Source organism: Streptomyces sp. NPDC036822, assembly GCF_055609145.1.
Genome location: NZ_JBVJPY010000002.1, coordinates 573,338 through 593,965 on the forward strand (window position 1 = coordinate 573,338; position 20,628 = coordinate 593,965).

At 71.9% G+C, this 20,628-nt stretch carries 21 protein-coding genes and 1 pseudogene; 14 read left to right on the forward strand and 8 right to left on the reverse strand.

The genetic code is table 11. The features are described 5' to 3' along the window. The first annotated feature begins 97 nt into the window (after positions 1–97). From pyrH to ACZ68P_RS06970, 3 genes are all read left to right on the forward strand, one after another. Positions 98–862, forward strand: a complete 765-nt coding sequence (gene pyrH / locus ACZ68P_RS06960) for a UMP kinase (protein ID WP_365720633.1) — start codon at positions 98–100, stop codon at positions 860–862. Between the two features lie 89 nt (positions 863–951). Beyond that, the gene (gene frr, locus ACZ68P_RS06965; protein ID WP_361603651.1) at positions 952–1,509 is read left to right on the forward strand and encodes a ribosome recycling factor; all 558 of its coding nucleotides are present in this window, start codon (positions 952–954) and stop codon (positions 1,507–1,509) included. Continuing rightward, positions 1,509–2,594 (forward strand): phosphatidate cytidylyltransferase, encoded by a 1,086-nt coding sequence (locus tag ACZ68P_RS06970; protein ID WP_471003645.1) that lies wholly within the window; start codon positions 1,509–1,511, stop codon positions 2,592–2,594. Before frr ends, ACZ68P_RS06970 begins: the two co-directional genes overlap by 1 nt. Before the next feature lie 136 nt (positions 2,595–2,730). Here ACZ68P_RS06970 and ACZ68P_RS06975 read toward each other — a convergent pair whose 3' ends face one another. Both ACZ68P_RS06975 and ACZ68P_RS06980 read right to left on the reverse strand, forming a co-directional pair. Continuing rightward, positions 2,731–4,299, reverse strand: a complete 1,569-nt coding sequence (locus tag ACZ68P_RS06975) for a phytoene desaturase family protein (protein ID WP_471003647.1) — start codon at positions 4,297–4,299, stop codon at positions 2,731–2,733. A gap of 3 nt (positions 4,300–4,302) precedes the next feature. Continuing rightward, complete coding sequence (locus ACZ68P_RS06980) at positions 4,303–4,818, reverse strand: SRPBCC family protein (protein ID WP_471003650.1); 516 nt, start codon at positions 4,816–4,818, stop codon at positions 4,303–4,305. Between the two features lie 85 nt (positions 4,819–4,903). Here ACZ68P_RS06980 and ACZ68P_RS06985 point away from each other — a divergent pair, with 85 nt between their 5' ends. Next, the gene (locus ACZ68P_RS06985) at positions 4,904–5,836 is read left to right on the forward strand and encodes an SDR family oxidoreductase (protein WP_471003653.1); all 933 of its coding nucleotides are present in this window, start codon (positions 4,904–4,906) and stop codon (positions 5,834–5,836) included. A gap of 62 nt (positions 5,837–5,898) precedes the next feature. Here ACZ68P_RS06985 and ACZ68P_RS06990 read toward each other — a convergent pair whose 3' ends face one another. Continuing rightward, positions 5,899–6,138, reverse strand: a complete 240-nt coding sequence (locus ACZ68P_RS06990; RefSeq protein ID WP_471003656.1) for a hypothetical protein — start codon at positions 6,136–6,138, stop codon at positions 5,899–5,901. 481 nt (positions 6,139–6,619) lie between these two features. Here ACZ68P_RS06990 and ACZ68P_RS06995 point away from each other — a divergent pair, with 481 nt between their 5' ends. Beyond that, positions 6,620–7,831 carry a hypothetical protein gene (locus tag ACZ68P_RS06995; protein ID WP_471003659.1) on the forward strand — a complete coding sequence of 404 codons (1,212 nt, stop codon included), beginning with the start codon at positions 6,620–6,622 and terminating at the stop codon, positions 7,829–7,831. Between the two features lie 106 nt (positions 7,832–7,937). Here ACZ68P_RS06995 and ACZ68P_RS07000 read toward each other — a convergent pair whose 3' ends face one another. From ACZ68P_RS07000 to ACZ68P_RS07015, 4 genes are all read right to left on the reverse strand, one after another. After that, the gene (locus ACZ68P_RS07000; RefSeq protein ID WP_471003662.1) at positions 7,938–8,207 is read right to left on the reverse strand and encodes a hypothetical protein; all 270 of its coding nucleotides are present in this window, start codon (positions 8,205–8,207) and stop codon (positions 7,938–7,940) included. 267 nt (positions 8,208–8,474) lie between these two features. After that, a complete protein-coding gene (gene trxB / locus ACZ68P_RS07005; RefSeq protein WP_471003901.1) occupies positions 8,475–9,458 on the reverse strand; it encodes a thioredoxin-disulfide reductase in 984 nt (327 codons plus the stop codon). A 5-nt stretch (positions 9,459–9,463) separates the two neighbouring features. Continuing rightward, the gene (locus ACZ68P_RS07010) at positions 9,464–9,880 is read right to left on the reverse strand and encodes an arsenate reductase ArsC (protein WP_471003665.1); all 417 of its coding nucleotides are present in this window, start codon (positions 9,878–9,880) and stop codon (positions 9,464–9,466) included. Further along, a complete protein-coding gene (locus tag ACZ68P_RS07015; protein ID WP_471003668.1) occupies positions 9,877–10,293 on the reverse strand; it encodes an arsenate-mycothiol transferase ArsC in 417 nt (138 codons plus the stop codon). The genes ACZ68P_RS07010 and ACZ68P_RS07015 overlap by 4 nt, the downstream gene beginning before the upstream one ends. A gap of 79 nt (positions 10,294–10,372) precedes the next feature. Between ACZ68P_RS07015 and ACZ68P_RS07020 the strand changes: the two genes are divergently transcribed. The 9 genes and pseudogenes from ACZ68P_RS07020 to ACZ68P_RS07060 all read left to right on the forward strand — a co-directional run bounded on the left by ACZ68P_RS07020 (position 10,373) and on the right by ACZ68P_RS07060 (position 19,614). Further along, positions 10,373–10,681 (forward strand): ArsR/SmtB family transcription factor, encoded by a 309-nt coding sequence (locus ACZ68P_RS07020; RefSeq protein ID WP_471003671.1) that lies wholly within the window; start codon positions 10,373–10,375, stop codon positions 10,679–10,681. Positions 10,682–10,716: 35 nt separating this feature from the next. Then, complete coding sequence (locus ACZ68P_RS07025; RefSeq protein WP_471003674.1) at positions 10,717–11,487, forward strand: aquaporin; 771 nt, start codon at positions 10,717–10,719, stop codon at positions 11,485–11,487. After that, positions 11,484–12,539: an ArsO family NAD(P)H-dependent flavin-containing monooxygenase gene (locus ACZ68P_RS07030; RefSeq protein WP_471003677.1), complete on the forward strand. Its 1,056-nt coding sequence runs from the start codon at positions 11,484–11,486 to the stop codon at positions 12,537–12,539. Before ACZ68P_RS07025 ends, ACZ68P_RS07030 begins: the two co-directional genes overlap by 4 nt. Positions 12,540–12,777: 238 nt before the next feature. After that, a pseudogene (locus tag ACZ68P_RS07035) lies at positions 12,778–13,062 on the forward strand (flavoprotein); the annotation flags it as partial. Continuing rightward, positions 13,059–14,282, forward strand: coding sequence for an MFS transporter (locus ACZ68P_RS07040; RefSeq protein WP_471003680.1), 1,224 nt, complete (start codon positions 13,059–13,061; stop codon positions 14,280–14,282). The pseudogene ACZ68P_RS07035 and the gene ACZ68P_RS07040, both read left to right, overlap by 4 nt. A gap of 176 nt (positions 14,283–14,458) precedes the next feature. Next, positions 14,459–15,565, forward strand: a complete 1,107-nt coding sequence (rlmN, locus tag ACZ68P_RS07045; protein WP_365720618.1) for a dual-specificity RNA methyltransferase RlmN — start codon at positions 14,459–14,461, stop codon at positions 15,563–15,565. Between the two features lie 208 nt (positions 15,566–15,773). Next, positions 15,774–16,859, forward strand: a complete 1,086-nt coding sequence (locus tag ACZ68P_RS07050) for a thiamine ABC transporter substrate-binding protein (RefSeq protein WP_471003684.1) — start codon at positions 15,774–15,776, stop codon at positions 16,857–16,859. 89 nt (positions 16,860–16,948) lie between these two features. Then, the gene (locus ACZ68P_RS07055; protein ID WP_471003903.1) at positions 16,949–18,562 is read left to right on the forward strand and encodes an ABC transporter permease; all 1,614 of its coding nucleotides are present in this window, start codon (positions 16,949–16,951) and stop codon (positions 18,560–18,562) included. Continuing rightward, on the forward strand, positions 18,562–19,614 hold the full coding sequence (locus tag ACZ68P_RS07060; protein ID WP_471003687.1) for an ABC transporter ATP-binding protein: 1,053 nt from the start codon (positions 18,562–18,564) through the stop codon (positions 19,612–19,614). The genes ACZ68P_RS07055 and ACZ68P_RS07060 overlap by 1 nt, the downstream gene beginning before the upstream one ends. Here ACZ68P_RS07060 and ACZ68P_RS07065 read toward each other — a convergent pair. Continuing rightward, positions 19,611–20,555, reverse strand: a complete 945-nt coding sequence (locus ACZ68P_RS07065) for a DMT family protein (RefSeq protein WP_471003689.1) — start codon at positions 20,553–20,555, stop codon at positions 19,611–19,613. The genes ACZ68P_RS07060 and ACZ68P_RS07065 overlap by 4 nt on opposite strands. Positions 20,556–20,628 lie beyond the last annotated feature (73 nt).

Sequence of the window (20,628 nt, forward strand, 5' to 3'; positions counted from 1 at the left end):
GGACGACCGCAGATCTGACGAGGAGGCCATTGCCGTAGGGGAAACCGCGAGGACCCACCGGCAATGGCCTTCGTCGTATGTGCACGAGGAGATCTCCATGAACCAGGGCGCCGCACAGGGCGACGACATCCACGGCAATAAGGCCGGACGCTTCATGCTGAAGCTGTCCGGTGAGGCATTCGCCGGCGGCGGCGCACTCGGCGTCGACCCCGACGTCGTGCACAAAATCGCGCGCGAGATCGCCGCCGTCGTCCGCGACGGCGCGGAGATCGCGGTCGTGATCGGCGGCGGGAACTTCTTCCGCGGCGCCGAGCTGCAGGTACGCGGCATGGACCGGGCGCGCTCCGACTACATGGGCATGCTCGGCACGGTGATGAACTGCCTCGCCCTCCAGGACTTCCTGGAGAAGGAGGGCATCGACTCCCGCGTCCAGACCGCCATCACCATGGGTCAGGTCGCGGAGCCGTACATCCCGCTGCGGGCCGTGCGCCACCTGGAGAAGGGCCGCGTGGTCATCTTCGGCGCCGGCATGGGCATGCCGTACTTCTCCACCGACACCACGGCCGCCCAGCGTGCCCTGGAGATCGACGCCGAGGCCCTGCTCATGGGCAAGAACGGCGTGGACGGGGTCTACGACTCCGACCCGAAGACCAACCCCGACGCGGTCAAGTTCGACGCGCTGGAGTACGGCGAGGTGCTCTCGCGCGACCTGAAGGTCGCCGACGCCACCGCCATCACCTTGTGCCGTGACAACAACCTCCCGATCCTCGTCTTCGAACTGCTCGCGGAGGGCAATATCGCGCGCGCGGTCAAGGGTGAGAAGATCGGCACTCTCGTGAGCGACCAGGGCACCCGGGCCTGAAACCGGGTACCGCCCCGCGAGGGGATGGACAGAGCCCTGCCGGTCGTACACCGTGCAGGACAAGACGCGACGACACGCAGGAGCAACTGGTGATCGAAGAGACCCTCCTCGAGGCCGAGGAGAAGATGGAGAAGGCCGTCGTGGTCGCCAAGGAGGACTTCGCCGCGATCCGCACCGGCCGTGCGCACCCGGCGATGTTCAACAAGATCGTGGCGGACTACTACGGCGCCATCACGCCCATCAACCAGCTGGCGTCCTTCTCGGTGCCCGAGCCGCGCATGGCCGTGGTGACCCCGTTCGACAAGAGCGCGCTGCGCAACATCGAGCAGGCGATCCGCGACTCGGACCTCGGCGTCAACCCGAGCAACGACGGCAACATCATCCGGGTGGTGTTCCCCGAGCTCACCGAGGAGCGCCGCCGCGAGTACATCAAGGTCGCCAAGGGCAAGGCCGAGGACTCGAAGATCTCCATCCGCTCCGTCCGCCGCAAGGCCAAGGAGACCATCGACAAGCTGGTCAAGGACGGCGAGGTCGGCGAGGACGAGGGCCGTCGCGGCGAGAAGGAGCTCGACGACACCACCGCGAAGTACGTCACGCAGGTGGACGAGCTGCTCAAGCACAAGGAAGCCGAGCTCCTCGAGGTCTGATGAACGACTCTTCCTGGGGGGCCCCGGCCGCTTCCGGCTTCTGGGGGCCCGACCAGGGACCTGCCCCGGCGGGTCCCGCATACGATGGAGTGAGGGCGGCGCAGACTCGGCCCATGCCCATCGTTCCCGACGTCCCCGCCGGCGACCACCAGGACGATCACGATCGGGGGGCCGCTCCGCGGAGCGGTCCCCTGTTCCGTGACGAGACGCCGAACGAGCACCCGCAGGAGCCCATGTCCAGCCCGTCCCAGCCCGCCGGCCCGCAGAAGAAGAGTGCGGGGCGCGATCTGGGCGCGGCCATAGGGGTGGGGGTCGGCCTCGGCGCCGTCATCATCGCGTCGCTGTTCATCTGGAAGGCCGCGTTCGTCGGCGTCATAGCGGTCGCCGTGGTCGTGGGTCTGTGGGAGCTCACCTCCCGCCTCCAGGAGCGCAAGGGCATCAAGGCGCCGCTGGTGCCGCTGGCCGTCGGCGGCGCGGCGATGGTCGTCGCCGGGTACGTCCGTGGTGTCGAGGGAGCCTGGGTCGCGATGGCCCTGACGGCCCTCGCCGTGCTGGTGTGGCGCATGACGGAGCCCCCCGAGGGCTATCTGAAGGACGTCACGGCGGGCGTCTTCGCGGCGTTCTACGTCCCGTTCCTCGCGACGTTCGTGGCGCTCATGCTCACCGCCGACGACGGGCCGTGGCGCGTGCTCACCTTCCTGCTGCTGACCGTGGTCAGCGACACCGGGGCGTACGCGATCGGCTGGCGTTTCGGGAAGCACAAGCTGGCACCGCGCATCAGCCCCGGAAAGACTCGCGAGGGTCTCCTCGGAGCGGTCACCTTTGCGATGGCGGCGGGGGCACTGTGCATGGAATTCATGATCGACGACGGGACCTGGTGGCAGGGCCTGCTCATCGGTCTCGCCGTGGCGGCGAGCGCGACGCTCGGCGATCTCGGTGAGTCGATGATCAAGCGGGATCTGGGCATCAAGGACATGGGCACGCTGCTTCCCGGCCACGGCGGGATCATGGACCGGCTCGACTCGCTGCTCCCGACCGCTCCGGTGGTCTGGCTGCTGCTGGTGGTCTTCGTCGGTACGACCTGACCCACGGCCGTCATCCCTCGTACGCAAGGGCTCGCCGTCCACGGACGGCGAGCCCTTCGTCGTCGTCCGCCCCCGGGGGGCGGGGCGGGCGGCTTCGGTCGGCGGCGTCGGAGAAGACGGCCGGGGGCGGCTTCGGTCAGCGGCGTCGGAGCAGACGGCCGCGCAGGGCGGCCCGCGCGGCGTTGGCGCCGGGTGCGCCGTGGACGCCGCCGCCCGGGTGGGCCGAGGCCGAGGCGAGGTACAGGCCCTTGACCGGTGTCTCCGGGCGGCCTGAGCCAGGCGTGGGACGGAAGACGAGCTGCTGGTGGAGGGAGGCCGTGCCGCCGTTGAGGGCGCCGCGGTGCAGATTCGCGTCCATCGACTCCAGCGTCGGCGGGGCCAGCACGCGCCGTGCGCGGATGCGGTCGCGGAAGCCGGGGGCGTAGCGCTCCACCTGCGCCTCCACGCGGTACGCCATCGCCTCCCGCTCCCGCGCGTCCCAGCGGCCGGTGATGCCGTCGGGTCCGGCGTCGCCGCGGATGTGCTGGGGCAGGTGCGTGTACGCCCACGCCGACTCGGTCCCGGCCGGTGACCGTCCGGCGTCGGCCGTGGTCATCTGGCCGAAGAGGGCGAAGGGCTCCTCGGGGACGAGTCCCATGGCGATCTGCGCGGCGAACCGCGTCAGACCGTCCACGCCGTCGGCGAGATGGACGGTCCCGGCCCCCGCCGCCTCCGGCGCCGTCCAGGGCACCGGGGCGTCGAGCGCCCAGTCGACCTTGAAGGTGGCGAAGTCCCACTGGAATCGCCGCAGGTCCCGCAGCAGCCGGTCGGGCAGATGCGCCGGGTCGACCAGTCGGGTGTAGAGCGCCGGCGCCGACACGTCTGCGAGAACCGCCCGCCGCGCGGGGACCTCCTCCCCGGCCGCCGTACGGACCGCCACGGCCCTGCCCTCCCGTACGACGACGGAGGTGACCCGTTCCCCGCACCGCACCGCGCCGCCCCGGCTCGCCAGGCGGTGGACGAGGGCGGCGGTCAGCTCGCCGGCCCCGCCCACGGGCACCGGGAAGCCGTGGTGCTGGCCGAGCATCGACATCAGCCAGCCGTACCCGCCGCTGCCCGCGGCCTCGGGGGCCAGATCGGCGTGGAGCGCGTTGCCCGCGAGGAGCAGGCGGCCTCCTTCGCCGCGGAACTCCTCCTCGCCCAGACGGCGGACCGGCAGCGCGAGGTTCCTGGCCAGCCGCAGCACGGCCGGCGGGCTCATCCGGGTGGCGAGGCGCAGCGCCGGGCGCACCGGCGGGAACGGAGTGAACAGCGCCCGCAGGATGTCCCCGCCGAGGCGCTCCCACAGGGCGCACATCCCCTGCCAGGCCTCGCCGTCGCCGTCGGCGAACGCCTCGAGGCCCGTCGCCGTCCCGGCCGCGTCCCGGGCCAGCACCGCGCACCGGCCGTCGGGCAGCGGATGCGCCAGCACGTGGGGGGCGTGGCTCCACCGCAGCCCGTGGCGCGCCAGGTCGAGGCCGGCCAGGACGGGGGAGGCCGCGGCGAGCGGATAGAAGGAGCTGAAGAGGTCGTTGACGAAGTCGGGGTGGACGCCGCGGTCGCTGCGTACCGCGCCGCCCGGTTCGGGCTGCTCCTCCAGCACCTCCACGCTCCAGCCGGCGTCCGCGAGGAGGTTGGCGGCGACGAGTCCGTTGGGGCCGGCTCCGATCACCACGGCGTCCGGCATCGCTCACACCGCCCTGGGCCGGGCACCGCCCCGCGCGTGGCCTCCGCCCGTGTCACCCGTACCGCCCGCTGCCGTATCCGCCGCTTCCGTACCGCCTTCGACGGTCCTGGCCAGCCGGGCGAGCATGTCCCGGTGGCGCAGCTGGATCACCGCGTCCGAGAGGGTGTTGTGCCAGCGTCCTCCCAGGCCGCGCAGCGGATGCTCGTCGCAGACGACCAGGCTCTCCTCGCCCCAGGGCCGGACCTCCAGGGCGATTCGCGCCGTCCCGAGGGCGCCGGCGACGGCCTCCAGTTCCAGGATCGTGCCGGGCTCGCAGCGGCGTACGACGGTCTCGCCGTCGCCGGACCAGGGCCCGATCCGGACCGTGTACCGCAGGCGGGACCCCACCTGGGGCCACTCCTCGTCCAGGGCGGTCGAGTCCGAGGTCCCCACCACCCAGTCGCTGTAACGCTCGGGATCGGCGAGGACCGCCCAGACGGCCTCGGGGCTGCGGCGGATCAACTGGTGTCGTACGGCCATGTGGTCCTCCGTGTGCGAGATCGGACTCCCGCGTGCGGGTTCCCCGTCGCGCGCGGGACATCCCCCACGTGCCTACGGTGGACCCATGGGCGACGTCTCACCACTGCAGGGCCGTACGGCGGTCGTCACGGGCGCGGCGCGCGGCGTGGGGGAGCGGGTGGCGCTGGCGCTGGCGCGGCGGGGGGCGCGGGTCGCCCTCCTGGGGCACGAGGAGGCACGACTCGCCGAGGTGGCCGCCCGCTGCCGGGAGTCCGGTGCGACGGCCTTCCCCTGGCCGGTCGACGTGACCGACGACGCGCGGATGGCGGACGCGGCCCGGGAGGTCGAGCGGCGGATGGGGCCCGCGTCGGTCGTCGTCGCCAACGCCGGGATCGCGGCCGGAGGGCCGTTCGAGCGGACCGCCCCGGACATCTGGCGCCGGATCGTCGAGGTCAACCTCGTCGGCAGCGCCGTGACCGCGCGCGCCTTCCTGCCCGCGCTCCTCGCGACCCGGGGGTACTACCTCCAGGTCTCCTCGCTCGCGGCCCTGGCGCCGGTGCCGATGATGACGGCGTACGGGGCGTCGAAGGCGGGCGCCGAGGCGTTCGCGTCGGGGCTCCGCGCGGAGGTGGCCCACCGGGGTGTGGCGGTGGGCGTGGCCCGGCTCAGCTGGTACGACACCGACCTGATCCGGGCGTCCGACGGCCATCGGGTGATGCGCGAGCTACGGCGCCGGCTGCCGTGGCCCGCCGACCGGGTGCATCCGGACGACCGGGTCGGCGAACTCCTGGTCCGGGGCATCGAGCGCCGTGGCGCCGTTCTGCACCTCCAGCCCTGGCTCCGCCTGGTCCCCGCCCTCGGTCCGCTGCTGCCCGCCCTGGTGACCCTCGGTGCGCGGCACGCCCTGTCCCGTCTCGACGAGGCCGGCACGGACCTCGCCCCCACGGGCCTGCTCGGGCCGGGGGGCACGGCGGACGGGACGGCGGCGGACGGGACGGCGGGGGGCGGGACGGCGGGGGGCGGGAGCGCGGAGGGCTGAGGCCACCGGTCCGTTCGGCGATGGCCTGGAAGGGGCCACGCCGACGGCTCCGTGGGCCGCGCTCATGCCGCGCCGCGCACCTGCTCCCGCTCGGCCCTGACCAGATCCAGCAGCTCGGCGCGGCCCGCCGTGGGGCGGGGGTGTTTCCAGTAGGGGTGGAAGTACACCTCCGCCGACAGCCGCAGCAGCCGGCGGCGCAACACGGTGGGGCGGGGCGCGCCGGCGTCGGCGAGCTCCTCGTAGGTCTCGGACCAGGATCGCTGGGCGGTGACGAGGTCGTCGGGGAAAGGGTGGTGCCTCATGGTTCGATTAGATCACCTGTTCGAATATCTGTGCACCTTGCGCCGGTCGACGCGGACCGGCCTCCTCTCATGGAGCGGGAGCGGTGGTTGTCTCGTCACGATCAGTGACAGCCCTGACGGAGGTGTCACGGGCTCATCCCGGGCTCGGCGGCGGTCGCACCAGTCCCACTCGAGAGGCGGCGGGTGACGGGGCGTCATCGGGGTCTGCGCCCTCCCTGTTGAAGGCTGAAGCAACTGCCCTGACACCGGAGCCGAGTTGCGAGACGCTTCGAAGGGGCGAAGACTCTTACGTGGAATGCCAGTGCACCGTTGAGCCATGCGGCTCCGGTGGTTTCGGGCCCGCCCGAGGGTCACGCCCACAAAGGCAGAGCAATACACCACGAGCGCATCTGGAATCGTCATGGCCAAAACTGCCCGGCGAAGGATCTCCCGCACTGTTGGCGCCTCATGCCTGGCTGCCGCGTTGGCGGTGCCCGTAGGCATGGGCACCGCAGCGGCAGCGCTACCCGGCGCCTCCTCGCCCGTCTCGGCGACCGGACTTCTCGATCCGCCGGACCCGCCGCCCCAGCAGGAGGAGCAGCAGCCGGAGCCGCAGCCGGAGGAGCAACAGCCCGAGCAGCAGCCCGAGCAGCAGCCGGAGGAGCAGCCGCAGGAGGAGCAGCCGCAGGAAGAGCAGCCACAGCAGCCCGAGGAGCCGCAGCCGCAGGAGGAACAGCAGCAGGATCCGCAGGAGCAACAGGAGCAGGGGCAGCCGAAGTTCGTCACGCCTCAGGAGCAACAGAAGGTCAAGCAGGAGGCCGCGAAGGCGCCGGAGCAGGTGAAGGCGGAACTCAACGCGGTGCTGGCCGAGGCGCTGAAGGTGATCAACAGTCCGACGGCCTCCGCCGAGGACAAAAGGATCTACGGGTACATCGTCGCGGACATCAGCAAGACATTGAACGCCATCGACAACCCGAACACGTCCGCGGAGGACAAGGCGACGTACACGAAGTTCCTCGAGGGGATCACCGGAGCGCTGAAGATCGCCCAGGATCCGACCAAGTCGGCCAATGAGAAGGCGGCGTACCGGGACATCGCCGATGACCTCGCCCTGTGGGTGACGATACTTCAGAACCCCAACACGACTCCGGCGGACAAGGCGTACTACAAGGGCAAGGTGGAACTGCTGAGTGACGCGCTGATCGCGCTGTCGAAGCCGAAGGGCCCGCCGAAGCCCCCGGCGGAGCAGAAGAAGATCGAGACGGGCGTGAAGAAGACTCTCGGGGCTCTGAAGGCCTCGCAGAATCCGAACACGAAGCCGAAGGACCCCAAGGACCAGGCGCAGATCAAGAAGATCATCGACACCAACAGCCAGGCCCTGGTGACCGTCCAGAACCCGGACGCGTCGGAGGACGAACAGAAGGCCGCACAGGCGACGGTCGACCAGCTCGACGGTGCCACCCAGAATTCCCAGTACAAGGAATTCCTGGAGGAGGTCAAGAGCCTCGGCGCGCCCACCAGTTGCGTCAGCGCGATCGAGAGCCGCACGAGCGAGGCCGGATGGCCGGACGGATCGCTGTGGGGCCTGTCGGACCCGTCGTGCGCCGACACGGTGACCAAGGGCGCCAGTGAGGGCGGCAAGTGGGGCCCGGTGTTCGAGTGCGTGTCGACCAAGCCCTTCTCCGAGTGCGTGAACGCCATCCCCAAGGAGTAGAGCCCCGAGCACGCCGGTACGCAGCAGCCGGCAGGCGACGAGAGAGCCCCCGCGTGAGAAGCGGGGGCCCTCTCGTGCTCCGACCGCGCACAGGGCCGGCTCGGACTCAGCTCCCGATGCTCTGCTCCGCCGCGTTGCCGCTGATCGTCGTCGTCCGTGCGCTGGATCCGCCGTCACCGGTGGACCGGTGGTCGTCGCCCGCACCACCGGCGCGCTGGGAGGGCGAGCCCTCCTCGCCGTCGGCGGATCCGATGCCCAGGGCGTCGACGAGACCGCCCCCTCCCGTGGCGTCGGCCGCGGCGTGGGGAGCCGCGGACAGGGCGAGAGCGGCCCCGGCGAGGGCGGCAGCGGCGAGTACTCGCTTGGTGTTCTTCACGCCGGGCGAACGATTTCCGTGGTGGTGGGGTCACGCGCGGGCCGATGGGCTGTCTCTCGGATCCGTCCGTGAGGTCGGCGTCCTCGTGATCGAGTCCTGGGTGATCGCTGACGACAGCCCCGCCCCCGTGTCGGCAGAGAGGCTCCCAGCCCTGCCAGGGCGTGGCCGCGGGGGCAGGGCCAGCTCCTGCCCGTCAGGTCCGCCAACGCGACGAGCAGGAGCTGGTGTTCATGGGTGGGGCCGCCCACGCGGGACCCCGAAGCGGCCTCAAGCCGTGCCGCTCGCGGCCAGCTTGTTCTGGTCCGCGAGGGCGGCGAGGTAGCGCTCGGCGTCGAGGGCGGCCTGGCAGCCGGAGCCCGCGGCGGTGATGGCCTGGCGGTAGGTGTGGTCGACGACGTCGCCGGCGGCGAAGACGCCGGGGAGGCTGGTGCGCGTGGAGGGCGATTCCACGCTGATGTAGCCCTCGTCGTCCAGGCCGGTCTGGCCGGTGAAGAGTTCGGTCCGAGGGTCGTGGCCGATGGCGATGAAGAGCCCGGTGGCGTCGAGGTCTCGGGTCCTGCCGGTGAAGGTGTCACGCAGGGTGACGCCGGCGAGCATGCCGTTGTCGGCCTTGATCTCGGCGATCTCGCTGTCGAAGGCGAAGGAGATCTTGTCGTCGGCGAAGGCGCGGTTCTGCATGGCCTTGGAGGCACGCAGAGTTGAGCGGCGGTGGACGACGGTGACCGACTTGGCGAAGCGGGTGAGGAAGGTGGCTTCCTCCATGGCTGTGTCGCCGCCGCCGACCACGACGATGTCACGGTCGCGGAAGAAGAACCCGTCGCACGTCGCGCACCAGGAAACGCCCCGGCCGGACAGCTCGTCCTCGTTCGGCAGGCCCAGCTTGCGGTAGCCCGAGCCGGTCGCGATGATCACGGCTTTGGCGCGGTGCACCGTTCCCTCGGAGTCGGTGACGGCCTTGATGTCGCCGGTGAGGTCGACGGAGATGACGTCGTCGTCGATCATCTCGGCGCCGAATCGCTCGGCCTGGGCCCGCATGTCGTCCATGAGGTCGGGGCCGTCGATGCCGGTGGGGAAGCCAGGGAAGTTCTCGACCTCGGTGGTCGTGGTGAGGGACCCGCCGACGAAGACCGAGCTGCCGAAGAGCAGCGGCTTCAGCTGGGCGCGGGCGGTGTAGAGGGCGGCGGTGTATCCGGCGGGGCCGGAGCCTATGACGATGACCTCGCGGACGTCGCCGGAGGTGGGCTCGGTCACTGAGGTCACGCCTCCTGCTTCGCGTCGATCTCGGCGATGAGGCCCTCGATGAGGCCCTTGATCTCGTCGCGGATCGGGCGCACGGCCTCGACGCCCTGGCCGGCCGGGTCCTCCAGGGCCCAGTCGAGGTACTTCTTGCCGGGGAAGATCGGGCAGGCGTCGCCGCAGCCCATGGTGATGACGTAGTCGGACGCCTGCACGGCCTCGGTGGTCAGCACCTTGGGCTTCTGGTGGGAGATGTCCACGCCGACCTCGGCCATGGCCTCGACCGCGGCCGGGTTGACCTGGTCGCCGGGAATCGAGCCCGCGGAGCGGACCTCGACGCGGTCGCCGGCCAGGTGATCGAGGAATCCGGCGGCCATCTGCGAGCGGCCGGCGTTGTGGACGCAGACGAAGAGCACGGAGGCGAGCGGAGCGGTCATCGGTTCTTCCTTAGGCAGGGAGGGAGCGTGGTGCGGGGGCGTGAGTCGACGGCGCCCGAACGGTGGGTGCCGGCGGAGGAGGCGATCACCTCGTCCCCGGCCCGGTGGGCCGGCAGGGCGGCCGCCATCTGCGAACGCCCGGCGTCGTGGCTGCACACGAACAGCACGCGCGGCCGGCCGCCGGTGGCGACCGGGTTCTCGACGTGCGCCAGCGCGCCCAGACGCTCGGCGGCGATTCGCTCCGCGAGCACGACGAGGTGGGTGCGGACGTGGGCGTTCGCGGCGAGCTGCGCGTAGGAGTCGGCGACCAGCCGCTGTACCGTCTCCAGGCTGCCCTGGTGACGCACGGCGAGGCGGGCGACGCCGGCCGCGAGGCGCTCGTCGGGAAGGACCGGGGGCGAGGAAGCGGTCATGCCGAGAACCCCCTTCGGCGGGCTCGAAAAGATCAGTCCAGGCTGGTATCAGCTCCAGGTGATGTGACAGTATCAGCACATGATGACGTCAGTCGATACTGATCTAATGCGGGTTCTGGGTGACCCCCTGCGCCTCCGGATCGTGACCCTGCTCGCCCGCGAGACGCTCTGCACCACCCATCTCGTGGAGGAGACCGGAGCCAAGCAGACCAACCTCTCCAACCACCTGAAAGTGCTGCGCGAGGCCGGGGTCGTGGAGAGCGAGCCCTGCGGCCGGTACACCTACTACCGGCTCAAGCCGGATGTCATCGAAGCCCTGGCCGGCCAGTTCGCCGCCCTCGCCGAGTCCGCGCGCGCCACCGCCGACACCAAGAGAGCCTGCCCGTAAGCCTCTCGCCGCACCTGCACGAGGAGACCCTGCCCGTGACCGCCCCCCAGCCCGCCGCGAGCGACGCCACGGCCGTCGACACGTCGCCGCAGCCCGCACCCGGCGCCACACCGCCGCGCACTCCGCTCGTCGCCCGCGCGGCCGCCGAGCTCGTCGGCACCGCCGCGCTGGTGGCGATCGTCGTCGGCTCCGGCATCCAGGCCACCGACCTCACCGACGACGTCGCCCTGCAGCTGCTGGCCAACTCGACGGCCACCGTCTTGGGCCTCGGCGTCCTCATCACTCTCCTCGGTCCGGTCTCCGGCGCTCACTTCAATCCGGCCGTCACCCTGGCCGAATGGTGGACCGCCCGCCGCGGCGGCGCCGGCGTGAACGGGCGCGAGCTTGCCGTCTACGTCCCGTCGCAGGTCGTCGGCGCGATCGCGGGCGCGGTCCTGGCGGACGCCATGTTCGGCGAACCGCTGGTCAAGTGGTCCGCCCACGACCGCTCGGCCGGCAATCTCCTCCTGGGCGAGGTCGTCGCGACAGCCGGCCTCATCCTGCTGATCTTCGGCCTGGCCCGTACCGACCGGCTTCGCTTCGCCCCCGTGGCGATCGCCTCGTACATCGGCGCGGCCTACTGGTTCACCTCGTCGACCTCGTTCGCGAATCCGGCAGTGACGATCGGCCGGGCGTTCACCGACACCTTCGCCGGCATCGCCCCCGCCTCCGTCCCGGCCTTCATCGGCATGCAGCTCATCGGCACGGCCGTCGGTCTGGCCCTGGTCGCGGTCATCTTCACGCGCGGCAGGACGACCAGCGAATGACACATGTCGCGGACGTGGTGGTGATCGGCGGCGGCCAAGCAGGACTCGCCGCCGGCTACCACCTGCGCCGCCTCGGCCTCGACTTCGTCATCCTCGACGCCCAAGACGAGCCTGGCGGCGCCTGGCAGCACTCGTGGGACTCCCTCCATCTTTTCTCCCCGGCCGCCTACTCCTCCCTTCCGGGCCGGCTCATGCCCCCGCAGCCGGGCGAGACCTACCCGGACGCGGCCCACGTCGTCTCGTACCTGAACGACTACGAGCAGCGGTACGAACTGCCCGTCGTCCGATCGGTCAGGGTCGAGGAGGTCCACCGGGACGGCGAGCTCCTGCGCGTGGAGGCCGGCGCCGGCAGCTGGCGGGCCCGTGCGGTGATCAGTGCGACCGGCACATGGTGGCGTCCCTTCGTCCCCGCCGTGTCCGGGCGTACGGAATTCAAGGGCGCCCAGCTCCACACCGTGGAATACCGCCGCCCCTCCGGCTTCGCCGGGCAGAAGGTGGTGGTCGTCGGGGGCGGAAACTCCGGCGCCCAGATCGCCGCCGACCTCGCCCATGACACCGACCTCACCTGGGTCACCCTCCGCGAACCGCGCTACCTCGCCGACGACATCGACGGCCGCGCCCTCTTCGACCACGCCACCGCACGCCGCCGCGCCCTGGACGAAGGCCGGACGGACACGGGTGGTGTCGCCTCACTGGGCGACATCGTCGCCGTACCGCCCGTCCGCGAAGCCCGCGACGCCGGTCTCCTCAAAGCCCAGCCGATGTTCACCCGCCTGACGGCAACAGGCGTGGAATGGGCCGACGGCAACCGCGCCGACGCCGACGCGATCATCTGGTGCACCGGCTTCCGTCCCGCCCTCTCCCACCTGGCCCCGCTCGGCCTCCGCGGCCCGCGCGGCCACATCCCGACTGCGGGGACCCGAGCTCTCGGCGAGCCCCGCCTGCACCTCCTCGGCTATGGCGACTGGACCGGGCCGGCTTCCGCCACCCTCATCGGGGTCGGCCGCCCCGCCCGCGAAGCCGCCCGTTCGATCGCCACACTGCTGCGTTGAGCACCGGAAGGCGAAGATCCGGACGTCGACGGCAGGTCGTCGACGGCGAGGCCACCGTCCCCGAATGAGCCGCGCCCCACTGCTTCGCACAGCGCGCAGAGGAGTGTGCGCGCCCGGGGCGGTGGGCGGGGCTCACACGGCCGTGGTGCTGCGGCCTTCCACGAGGACGGTGTCGCGCCGGCGACCATGGCGGCGGGCGGTCCGCTCACGGATGGGGGCTGTCACGCGGCGGCAGAATAAGGGCCTCTACCTTGTCGGGATGAAGTCCTACGGCCGCGCGCCGACGTTCCTCGCCCTGACCGGCTACGAGCAGGTCCGCTCCGTCGTCGCCGCCCTCGCCGGCGACCGTGAGTCCGCCGAGCGCGTCGAGCTCGTCCTCCCGGAGACCGGGGTGTGCGGCGGCGCCGGCCTCTTCGACCGGCCGGAGACCGGCGAAGCGGTCGATGGTGGTGGCTGCTGCGCCCCCGCCCCCGCCCTGATCCAGCTCGGCACTGCGGCCCCAACCCCCTCCTGCGCCTCGTGACCGACCTGGACGCCCGCGCGAGCGGGGCCGCGACCGGAACGGGGGACCGGTCTCGGCCCCGCGCCGTGCTGCCCGCACTGTGCGCCACCCAGATCATCAGCTGGGGGGTCGTCTACTACGCCTTTCCCGTCCTCAACCCTGAGATCACCGCCGCCACCGGCTGGTCGAGCACCGCCACCATGGCCGCGTTCTCGCTCGCCCTGATCGTCTCCGGAATCGCCGGAATCCGTGTCGGCCGCATCATCGACCACCGCGGGCCCCGCACCGTCATGACCGCCGGATCCGCAGCGGGCACCCTCGGCATGGTGGTCATAGCCCTGGCGCCGAACCTGCCGGTCTTCTTCGCCGGCTGGGTCCTGGCCGGTTTCGCGATGGCCACGACGTTCTACCAGCCCGCGTTCGCCGCCCTCACGCGCTGGTTCGCACCCGGCCACGTCCGCGCCCTGACCATCGTGACGCTCGCGGGCGGCCTCGCCTCCACCGTCTTCGCACCCCTCACCGCCGCCCTCGCCGACCACTTCACCTGGCGCACCACCTACCTCGTCCTCGCCGCGATCCTCGCCACGGTGACGATCCCCGCCCACGCGCTCGCCCTGCGCGCACCCTGGCCGCCGGCTCCGCCCTCACCCGCCGACGTGAGATCGACGCCGCAGGACGTCGTGCGCAGCCGCCCCTTCCTTCTGCTCGGGCTGGCATTCATGCTCTCGGCGTTCGCCATGTTCGCGGTCGTCGTCTCCCTCGTCCCGCTCCTGATCGAGCGGGGCTACACCACCAGCCAGGCCGCCTGGGCCCTCGGCCTCGGCGGCGCCGGCCAGACCCTCGGCCGCACCCTCTACGCCACCCTCGCCCGCCGCACCGGCACCACCGCGCGCACCGTCGTCCTCATCGTCCTCGGCGCCATGACCACCGCCGCCTTCGCGGTCGTCCCCGGGCCGTACGGTCTGCTGATCGCCGTATCGGTCGTCGCCGGCGTGGTCCGCGGAAACCTCACCCTCCTCCAGGCCACCGCCATCACCGACCGCTGGGGAGCCACCCACTACGGACGCCTCTCCGGCATCCTCAGCGCACCCGCCATGACCGCCTCCGCCCTCGCCCCCTTCGCCGCCGCCCTCCTCGCCCCGCCCCTCGGCGGAACCCCGCAACTCTTCGGGCTCCTTGCCGTACTCGGCCTGGTGGCCGCGGCCGTCGCCACGGGCACGGCCGTCAGAGCCCCGCGGTGACTTCTCCTGGTTCGGTACCGGATCCGCGACTCGTGATCAACGTCATGGGGGCGGCTCCCTGGGCCGTCCATGGGCCGTCAGGGGCCGCCGGAGGTCACCCATGGCCACCGTCGATCGCCGCTCGCCGGCCCGAGGGCCCCAGGCCACGCGTGTCCGTCTGCGACACTGGTAGCACCATGCCCAAGCCCGGAGAACTCACTTTCGTCGCCCCCCGCGGAGCAAAGAAGCCGCCGCGGCACCTCGCCGACCTCACGCCCGCCGAGCGCAAGGAGGCCGTCGCCGCGATCGGCGAGAAGCCGTTCCGCGCCAAGCAACTGTCCACGCACTACTTCGCGCGGTACGCCCACGACCCCGCCGAGTGGACCGACATCCCCGCCGCCTCCCGCGAGAAGCTGCAGGGCGAGCTGCTGCCCGATCTGATGTCCGTCGTCCGGCACATCTCGTGCGACGACGACACCACCCGTAAGACCCTGTGGCGGCTGCACGACGGCACGCTCGTCGAGTCCGTGCTCATGCGGTACCCCGACCGCGTCACGATGTGCATCTCCTCGCAGGCCGGCTGCGGCATGAACTGTCCGTTCTGCGCCACCGGGCAGGCCGGGCTCGACCGGAACCTGTCGACGGCCGAGATCGTGCACCAGATCGTCGACGGCATGCGGGCCCTGCGCGACGGGGAGGTCCCCGGAGGTCCGGCGCGGCTCAGCAACATCGTCTTCATGGGCATGGGCGAGCCGCTCGCGAACTACAAGCGGGTGGTCGGGGCGATCCGGCGGCTGACCGACCCCGAGCCGGACGGCCTCGGGCTCTCCCAGCGCGGCATCACCGTCTCCACCGTCGGCCTCGTGCCCGCCATGCTGCGCTTCGCCGACGAGGGCTTCAAGTGCCGGCTCGCCGTCTCCCTGCACGCCCCCGACGACGAGCTGCGCGACACCCTCGTGCCCGTCAACACGCGCTGGAAGGTCCGCGAGGTCCTCGACGCCGCCTGGGAGTACGCGGAGAAGTCCGGCCGCCGGATCTCCATCGAGTACGCCCTCATCCGGGACATCAACGACCAGGCCTGGCGGGGTGACCTGCTCGGACGGCTCCTCAAGGGCAAGCGTGTCCATGTCAATCTGATCCCGCTCAACCCCACCCCCGGATCCAAGTGGACCGCCTCGCGTCCCGAGGACGAGAAGGCGTTCGTCGAGGCCATCGCCTCCCACGGCGTGCCGGTGACCGTCCGCGACACCCGAGGCCAGGAGATCGACGGTGCCTGTGGACAGCTCGCGGCCTCGGAGCGCTGACCTTGTAGTCTGAGGTCGAACACATCTCCATATTCCGACAGGGGAGCGCCACAGCGCTGAGAGTGCGGTCATCGGACCGCAGACCCTCTGAACCTCGCCCAGGTCATTCTGGGTAGGAAGTTCGGTCGTTACTCGAGCTGTTGCGCCCTGCCCACCCTCGGGTGGGCAGGGCCGCGTCTCTTCCTGGTCATACCCAGGAGGAATTTCAGTGAGCACCAAGAAGACGGTGGCCGCCGCGCTCGTCGGCGCGCTCGGCGTCACCACCCTCGCCGCGTGCGGCGGCGGCGCGAGCGACAAGGGCGACGCCGCGCGTGCCCCGAAGACCGTGACCCTCGTCGGCCACGACTCCTTCAACGCCTCCAAGGAGGTGCTGGCGGAGTTCACCCGGCAGACCGGCCTCACGGTCAAGGTCCTCAAGAGCGGCGACGCCGGCGAGGCCGTCAACAAGGAGATCCTGACCAAGGGCTCCCCCCAGGGCGACGTCTTCTTCGGCGTCGACAACACCCTCCTGTCCCGCGCGCTCGACAACGGCATCTTCGTGCCGTACGAGGCGAAGGGCCTGGACCGGGTCGCCCCCGAGGCCAGGGTCGACAAGGAGAACCGGGTCACCCCGATCGACTCCGGCGACATCTGCGTCAACTACGACAAGAAGTACTTCGCGGACAAGAAGCTCGCCCCCCCGCAGAGCTTCGACGACCTGGCGAAGCCCGCGTACAAGGACCTGCTCGTCGTGGAGAACCCCGAGCGGTCCTCGCCGGGTCTCGGCTTCCTCCTCGGCACCGCCGCCCGGTACGGCGACGCGGGCTGGCAGGACTACTGGAAGAAGCTCAAGGCCAACGGCGTGAAGACCGTCGACAGCTGGGAGCTGGCCTACAACCAGGAGTTCTCCGGCTCCGCGGGCGGCAGGAAGGCCAAGGGCGACCGGCCGCTGGTCGTGTCGTACGCCTCCAGCCCGCCGGTCGAGGTGCTCTACTCCGAGCCGCAGCCGGCGACCGCCCCCACCGGCGTCTCCACCGGCACCTGCTTCCGGCAGACCGAGTTCGCGGGCCTGCTGAACGGGGCGAAGAACCCCGAGGGCGGCAAGAAGCTCATCGACTTCCTGATCTCCAAGAAGTTCCAGGACGACGTGCCGCTCCAGATGTTCGTCAACCCGGTGGCCAAGGACGCCACCCTGCCCGCGCTCTTCACCCGGCACGGTGTGGTGATCGACAAGCCGCAGACCATGGCGCCCGAGAAGATCGCCGAGAACCGTGACCAGTGGATCCAGCAGTGGTCGTCGCTCGTCCTGAAGTAGAGCCCGCCGAGGACGTGCCCGCCGAGGGTGTGCCCGCTCGGGGCAAGCCCGCCGGGGCAGCGCGCGGAAGCGCGGCGCGGCTCGGCCTCATGGCCGTGCCCGTCGCCTTCTTCGCGCTCTTCTTCGCCTGGCCCGTCGCCTCGATCGTCGAGCGCGGACTCCGGGTGGACGGGGCGTGGCGGTTCGGCCGGTTCGGCGAGACGCTGAGCCGGCCGGAGATCCTCGACGTCCTCTGGTTCACGCTGTGGCAGGCACTCGCCTCCACCGCGCTGACCTTGCTGATCGCCCTGCCCGGAGCGTACGTCTTCGCCCGCTTCGACTTCCCCGGCAAGGCGCTGCTGCGCGCCGTCGTCACCGTGCCCTTCGTGCTGCCCACCGTCATCGTCGGCACGGCCTTCCTGGCCCTCGTCGGGCGCGGCGGGCTCCTCGACGAAGGGTGGGGCGTCCGCCTCGACACCACCGTCTGGGCGATCCTCCTCGCGCACGTCTTCTTCAACTACGCCGTCGTCGTCCGGACCGTCGGCGGACTCTGGTCCCAGCTCGACCCGCGCCAGGAGGAGGCCGCCCGGGTCCTCGGCGCCTCCCGCTGGACCGCCTGGCGGACCGTGACCCTGCCGGCCCTCGGCCCCGCCGTCGCCGCGGCCGCGCTGATGGTGTTCCTCTTCACCGCGGGCTCCTTCGCCATCGTGCAGATCCTCGGCGGGCCGGCGTACTCCACCCTGGAGACCGAGATTTACCGGCAGACGGTCGACCGCTTCGACCTGACGACGGCCGCCGTCCTCACGCTGACGCAGTTCGTCGCCGTCGGCGCGGTCCTCGCCTTCCACGCCCGGACGGTGCGGCGCCGGGAGACGGCCCTGCGGCTCGTGGCGCCCCAGCGGACCGCGCACCGGCCGAAGGGCGCCGGCCAGTGGGCGCTGCTCGGCGGCGTGCTGCTGTCCGTCGCGCTGCTGATCGTGCTGCCCCTGGGCGTGCTGGTCGAGCGCTCCCTCGACACCCCCCGCGGGTACGGACTCGACTACTACCGCGCCCTGTGGAGCGTGGACGCCTCCGGCACCTTCCTCGTCCCGCTGGCCGACACCATCGGCAACTCCCTGCGGTACGCCCTCGTCGCCACCGTCATCGCCGTCGCCGTCGGAGGGCTCGCCGCGGCGGCCCTCACCCGGCGGGCCGGGCGGTTCGTGCGCGGCTTCGACGCGCTGCTCATGCTGCCGCTGGGAGTCTCCGCCGTCACCGTCGGCTTCGGATTCCTGATCACCCTGGACGAGCCGCCGCTCGATCTGCGGGCGAGCTGGATCCTCGTACCGCTCGCGCAGGCGCTCGTCGGCGTGCCGTTCGTCGTGCGCACGATGCTGCCCGTCCTGCGGGCGGTCGACGAACGGCTGCGGGAGGCGGCGGCCGTCCTCGGCGCCTCGCCGCTGCGGGCCTGGCGCGAGGTCGACCTGCCGCTCGTGTGGCGTGCGCTGCTCATCGCGGCCGGGTTCGCCTTCGCCGTCTCGCTCGGCGAGTTCGGCGCGACGGTCTTCATCGCCCGGCCCGACAACCCGACGCTGCCGGTCGCCGTCGCGCGACTGCTGGCCCGGCCCGGCGAACTCAACTACGGCCAGGCGATGGCCCTTTCGACGATTCTGATGGTGGTGTGCGCGGTGGCCCTGCTGCTGCTCGAACGGCTGCGCACCGACCGGACCTCCGGGGAGTTCTGATGCTGACGCTCGAGGACGCGACCGTACGGTTCGGGCGGCGCGCCGTGCTCGACTCGGTGGACCTGGAGGTCGCCGAGCACGAGATCGTCTGCGTCCTGGGGCCGAGCGGCAGCGGCAAGTCCACGCTGCTGCGGGCCGTCGCCGGTCTCCAGGCGCTGGACGGCGGGCGGGTGCTGCTCGGGGGAGCCGACCAGGCCGGCATCCCGGTCCACCGGCGGGGCGTGGGCCTGATGTTCCAGGACCACCAGCTCTTCCCGCAGCGGGACGTGGCCGGCAACGTCTCCTTCGGCCTGCGGATGCACGGCGTCGGCCGGGCCGAACAGGCCGTACGGGCGACGGAGCTGCTGGAGCTGGTGGGCCTGCCCGGAGCGGGCCGGCGGGCCGTCGCCTCGCTCTCCGGCGGCGAGCAGCAGCGGGTCGCGCTGGCCCGGGCACTCGCCCCCCGCCCCCGGCTGCTGATGCTGGACGAACCGCTCGGACAGCTCGACCGGGGGCTGCGGGAGCGGCTCGTGGTCGAACTGCGCCGGCTCTTCGGGCGGTTGGGTACGACGGTGCTCGCCGTCACCCACGACCAGGGTGAGGCGTTCGCGCTCGCCGACCGGGTCGTGGTCATGCGGGACGGCCGGATCGCCCAGTCCGGCACACCGCTGGAGGTCTGGCAGCGGCCGGCCTCGGAGTTCGTGGCGCGCTTCCTCGGCTTCGACAACGTGGTGGCCGCCACCGTGAGCGGGGGCGCGGCCGACACCGTGTGGGGGAAGGTCCCCGTGCCGGACGGGACTCCGGAGGGAGCGGCGAGGATCCTCGTCCGCCCGGCCGGCGTGCGCCTCGGCGCCCCGGCGGACGGCCTGCCCTGCGTGGTCGAGGGCCGCACCTTCCGCGGCAGCCATGTCGCCGTCCTGCTGCGGCCGGACGACGGCCCGGTCCTGGAGGCCGAGTGCCCGCTCCGCGACGCTCCGGAGGACGGGGCGAGGGTCGGGGTGACGTTCACGCCGTCGGACGTGGTCGCGCTCGCCGGGGAGCCGGGGCTGCCGGGGCCTTCGGGCCCGTCCTAACCGAGGCGTACCGGTTCGGGGGCGTCCTCGCGCGCGGCGGGCTCCGCGCCCGGGGTGCCGCTCGGGGCGTCCCCCGGTCCGCCCTCCGGTGCGCCGAACCACGCCACCGCCACCGCGCCCGCGACCGCGAGGAGGAAGCCGGCCACGGCGAGCCAGGCGAAGCCGGGGCGCGAGGCGTCGCCCAGCCACCAGACGCCGATCATGCCGGGGAGCACGGTCTCGCCCACCACGAGGGCCGCCGTCGCCCCGTTCACCGAGCCGATCTGCAGCGCGACGGTGTGCAGGTACATGCCGCCGACGCCGGCCACCAGGATCGCGTAGAGGGCCGGGTCCGCGAGCAGCGCACCCAGGTTGAACGGGTCGACGCCGTTCAGGACCCGGACGCCGACACCGAGAGCGCCGAAGCCCAGACCGGACAGCAGGCCCGCCAGGATCGCGGCGCGGGCACCGAGCAGCCGTACGACGACCGTGCCGCCCACCATCAGCAGCAGCGCGATCGCCAGCAGCCACCAGTGGGTGGAGACCGGCGTGTGCCCGCTGCCCTCCGGGCCCGCCGCGCTCGCCAGCAGCACCAGGGCCGAGCAGACCACGCCGATCGAGGTCCACTCCGCACGGGTCAGACGGATCCCGAGCAGCCGGACGCTCAGGACGGCCGTGATGACGAGATTCGCGCTGATCACCGTCTGCGACAGGAACAGCGGAAGCATCCGGGCGGCCAGCGCCCCGAGCCCGAAGCCGACGAAGTCCAGGATCGTTCCGACGACGAACTCCCAGGTCATCGCCGCTTTCGCGGTGGACGACAGGCTCGGCCCGCCGTGCTCGGTGACCTGCCCGGCCGCCGCCTCACGGCGGGCGGACTTACGGGAGCCGACGGCCTGGAGCACCGAGCCCGTGCCGTAACAGATCGAGGCGGCGACGGCGGTCAGCAGTCCTATGAGCACGGGAGGCTCCGTTCGGTTTCCTGGGGATTCGTTCCGTCTGCCAGACGACGATTCGGCCGCCGAAGTTGCCTCT

Coding starts and splice junctions, on each gene's coding strand:
- rlmN (WP_365720618.1), top strand. CDS start 14,459: ATGCCCAAGCCCGGAGAACTCACTTTCGTCGCCCCCCGCGGAGCAAAG.
- ACZ68P_RS07020 (WP_471003671.1), top strand. CDS start 10,373: ATGATGACGTCAGTCGATACTGATCTAATGCGGGTTCTGGGTGACCCC.
- ACZ68P_RS06995 (WP_471003659.1), top strand. CDS start 6,620: ATGGGCACCGCAGCGGCAGCGCTACCCGGCGCCTCCTCGCCCGTCTCG.
- ACZ68P_RS06975 (WP_471003647.1), bottom strand. CDS start 4,299: ATGCCGGACGCCGTGGTGATCGGAGCCGGCCCCAACGGACTCGTCGCC.
- ACZ68P_RS06970 (WP_471003645.1), top strand. CDS start 1,509: ATGAACGACTCTTCCTGGGGGGCCCCGGCCGCTTCCGGCTTCTGGGGG.
- ACZ68P_RS06990 (WP_471003656.1), bottom strand. CDS start 6,138: ATGAGGCACCACCCTTTCCCCGACGACCTCGTCACCGCCCAGCGATCC.
- ACZ68P_RS07060 (WP_471003687.1), top strand. CDS start 18,562: ATGCTGACGCTCGAGGACGCGACCGTACGGTTCGGGCGGCGCGCCGTG.
- pyrH (WP_365720633.1), top strand. CDS start 98: ATGAACCAGGGCGCCGCACAGGGCGACGACATCCACGGCAATAAGGCC.
- ACZ68P_RS07015 (WP_471003668.1), bottom strand. CDS start 10,293: ATGACCGCTTCCTCGCCCCCGGTCCTTCCCGACGAGCGCCTCGCGGCC.
- ACZ68P_RS07010 (WP_471003665.1), bottom strand. CDS start 9,880: ATGACCGCTCCGCTCGCCTCCGTGCTCTTCGTCTGCGTCCACAACGCC.
- ACZ68P_RS07030 (WP_471003677.1), top strand. CDS start 11,484: ATGACACATGTCGCGGACGTGGTGGTGATCGGCGGCGGCCAAGCAGGA.
- ACZ68P_RS06980 (WP_471003650.1), bottom strand. CDS start 4,818: ATGGCCGTACGACACCAGTTGATCCGCCGCAGCCCCGAGGCCGTCTGG.
- ACZ68P_RS07055 (WP_471003903.1), top strand. CDS start 16,949: ATGGCCGTGCCCGTCGCCTTCTTCGCGCTCTTCTTCGCCTGGCCCGTC.
- ACZ68P_RS06985 (WP_471003653.1), top strand. CDS start 4,904: ATGGGCGACGTCTCACCACTGCAGGGCCGTACGGCGGTCGTCACGGGC.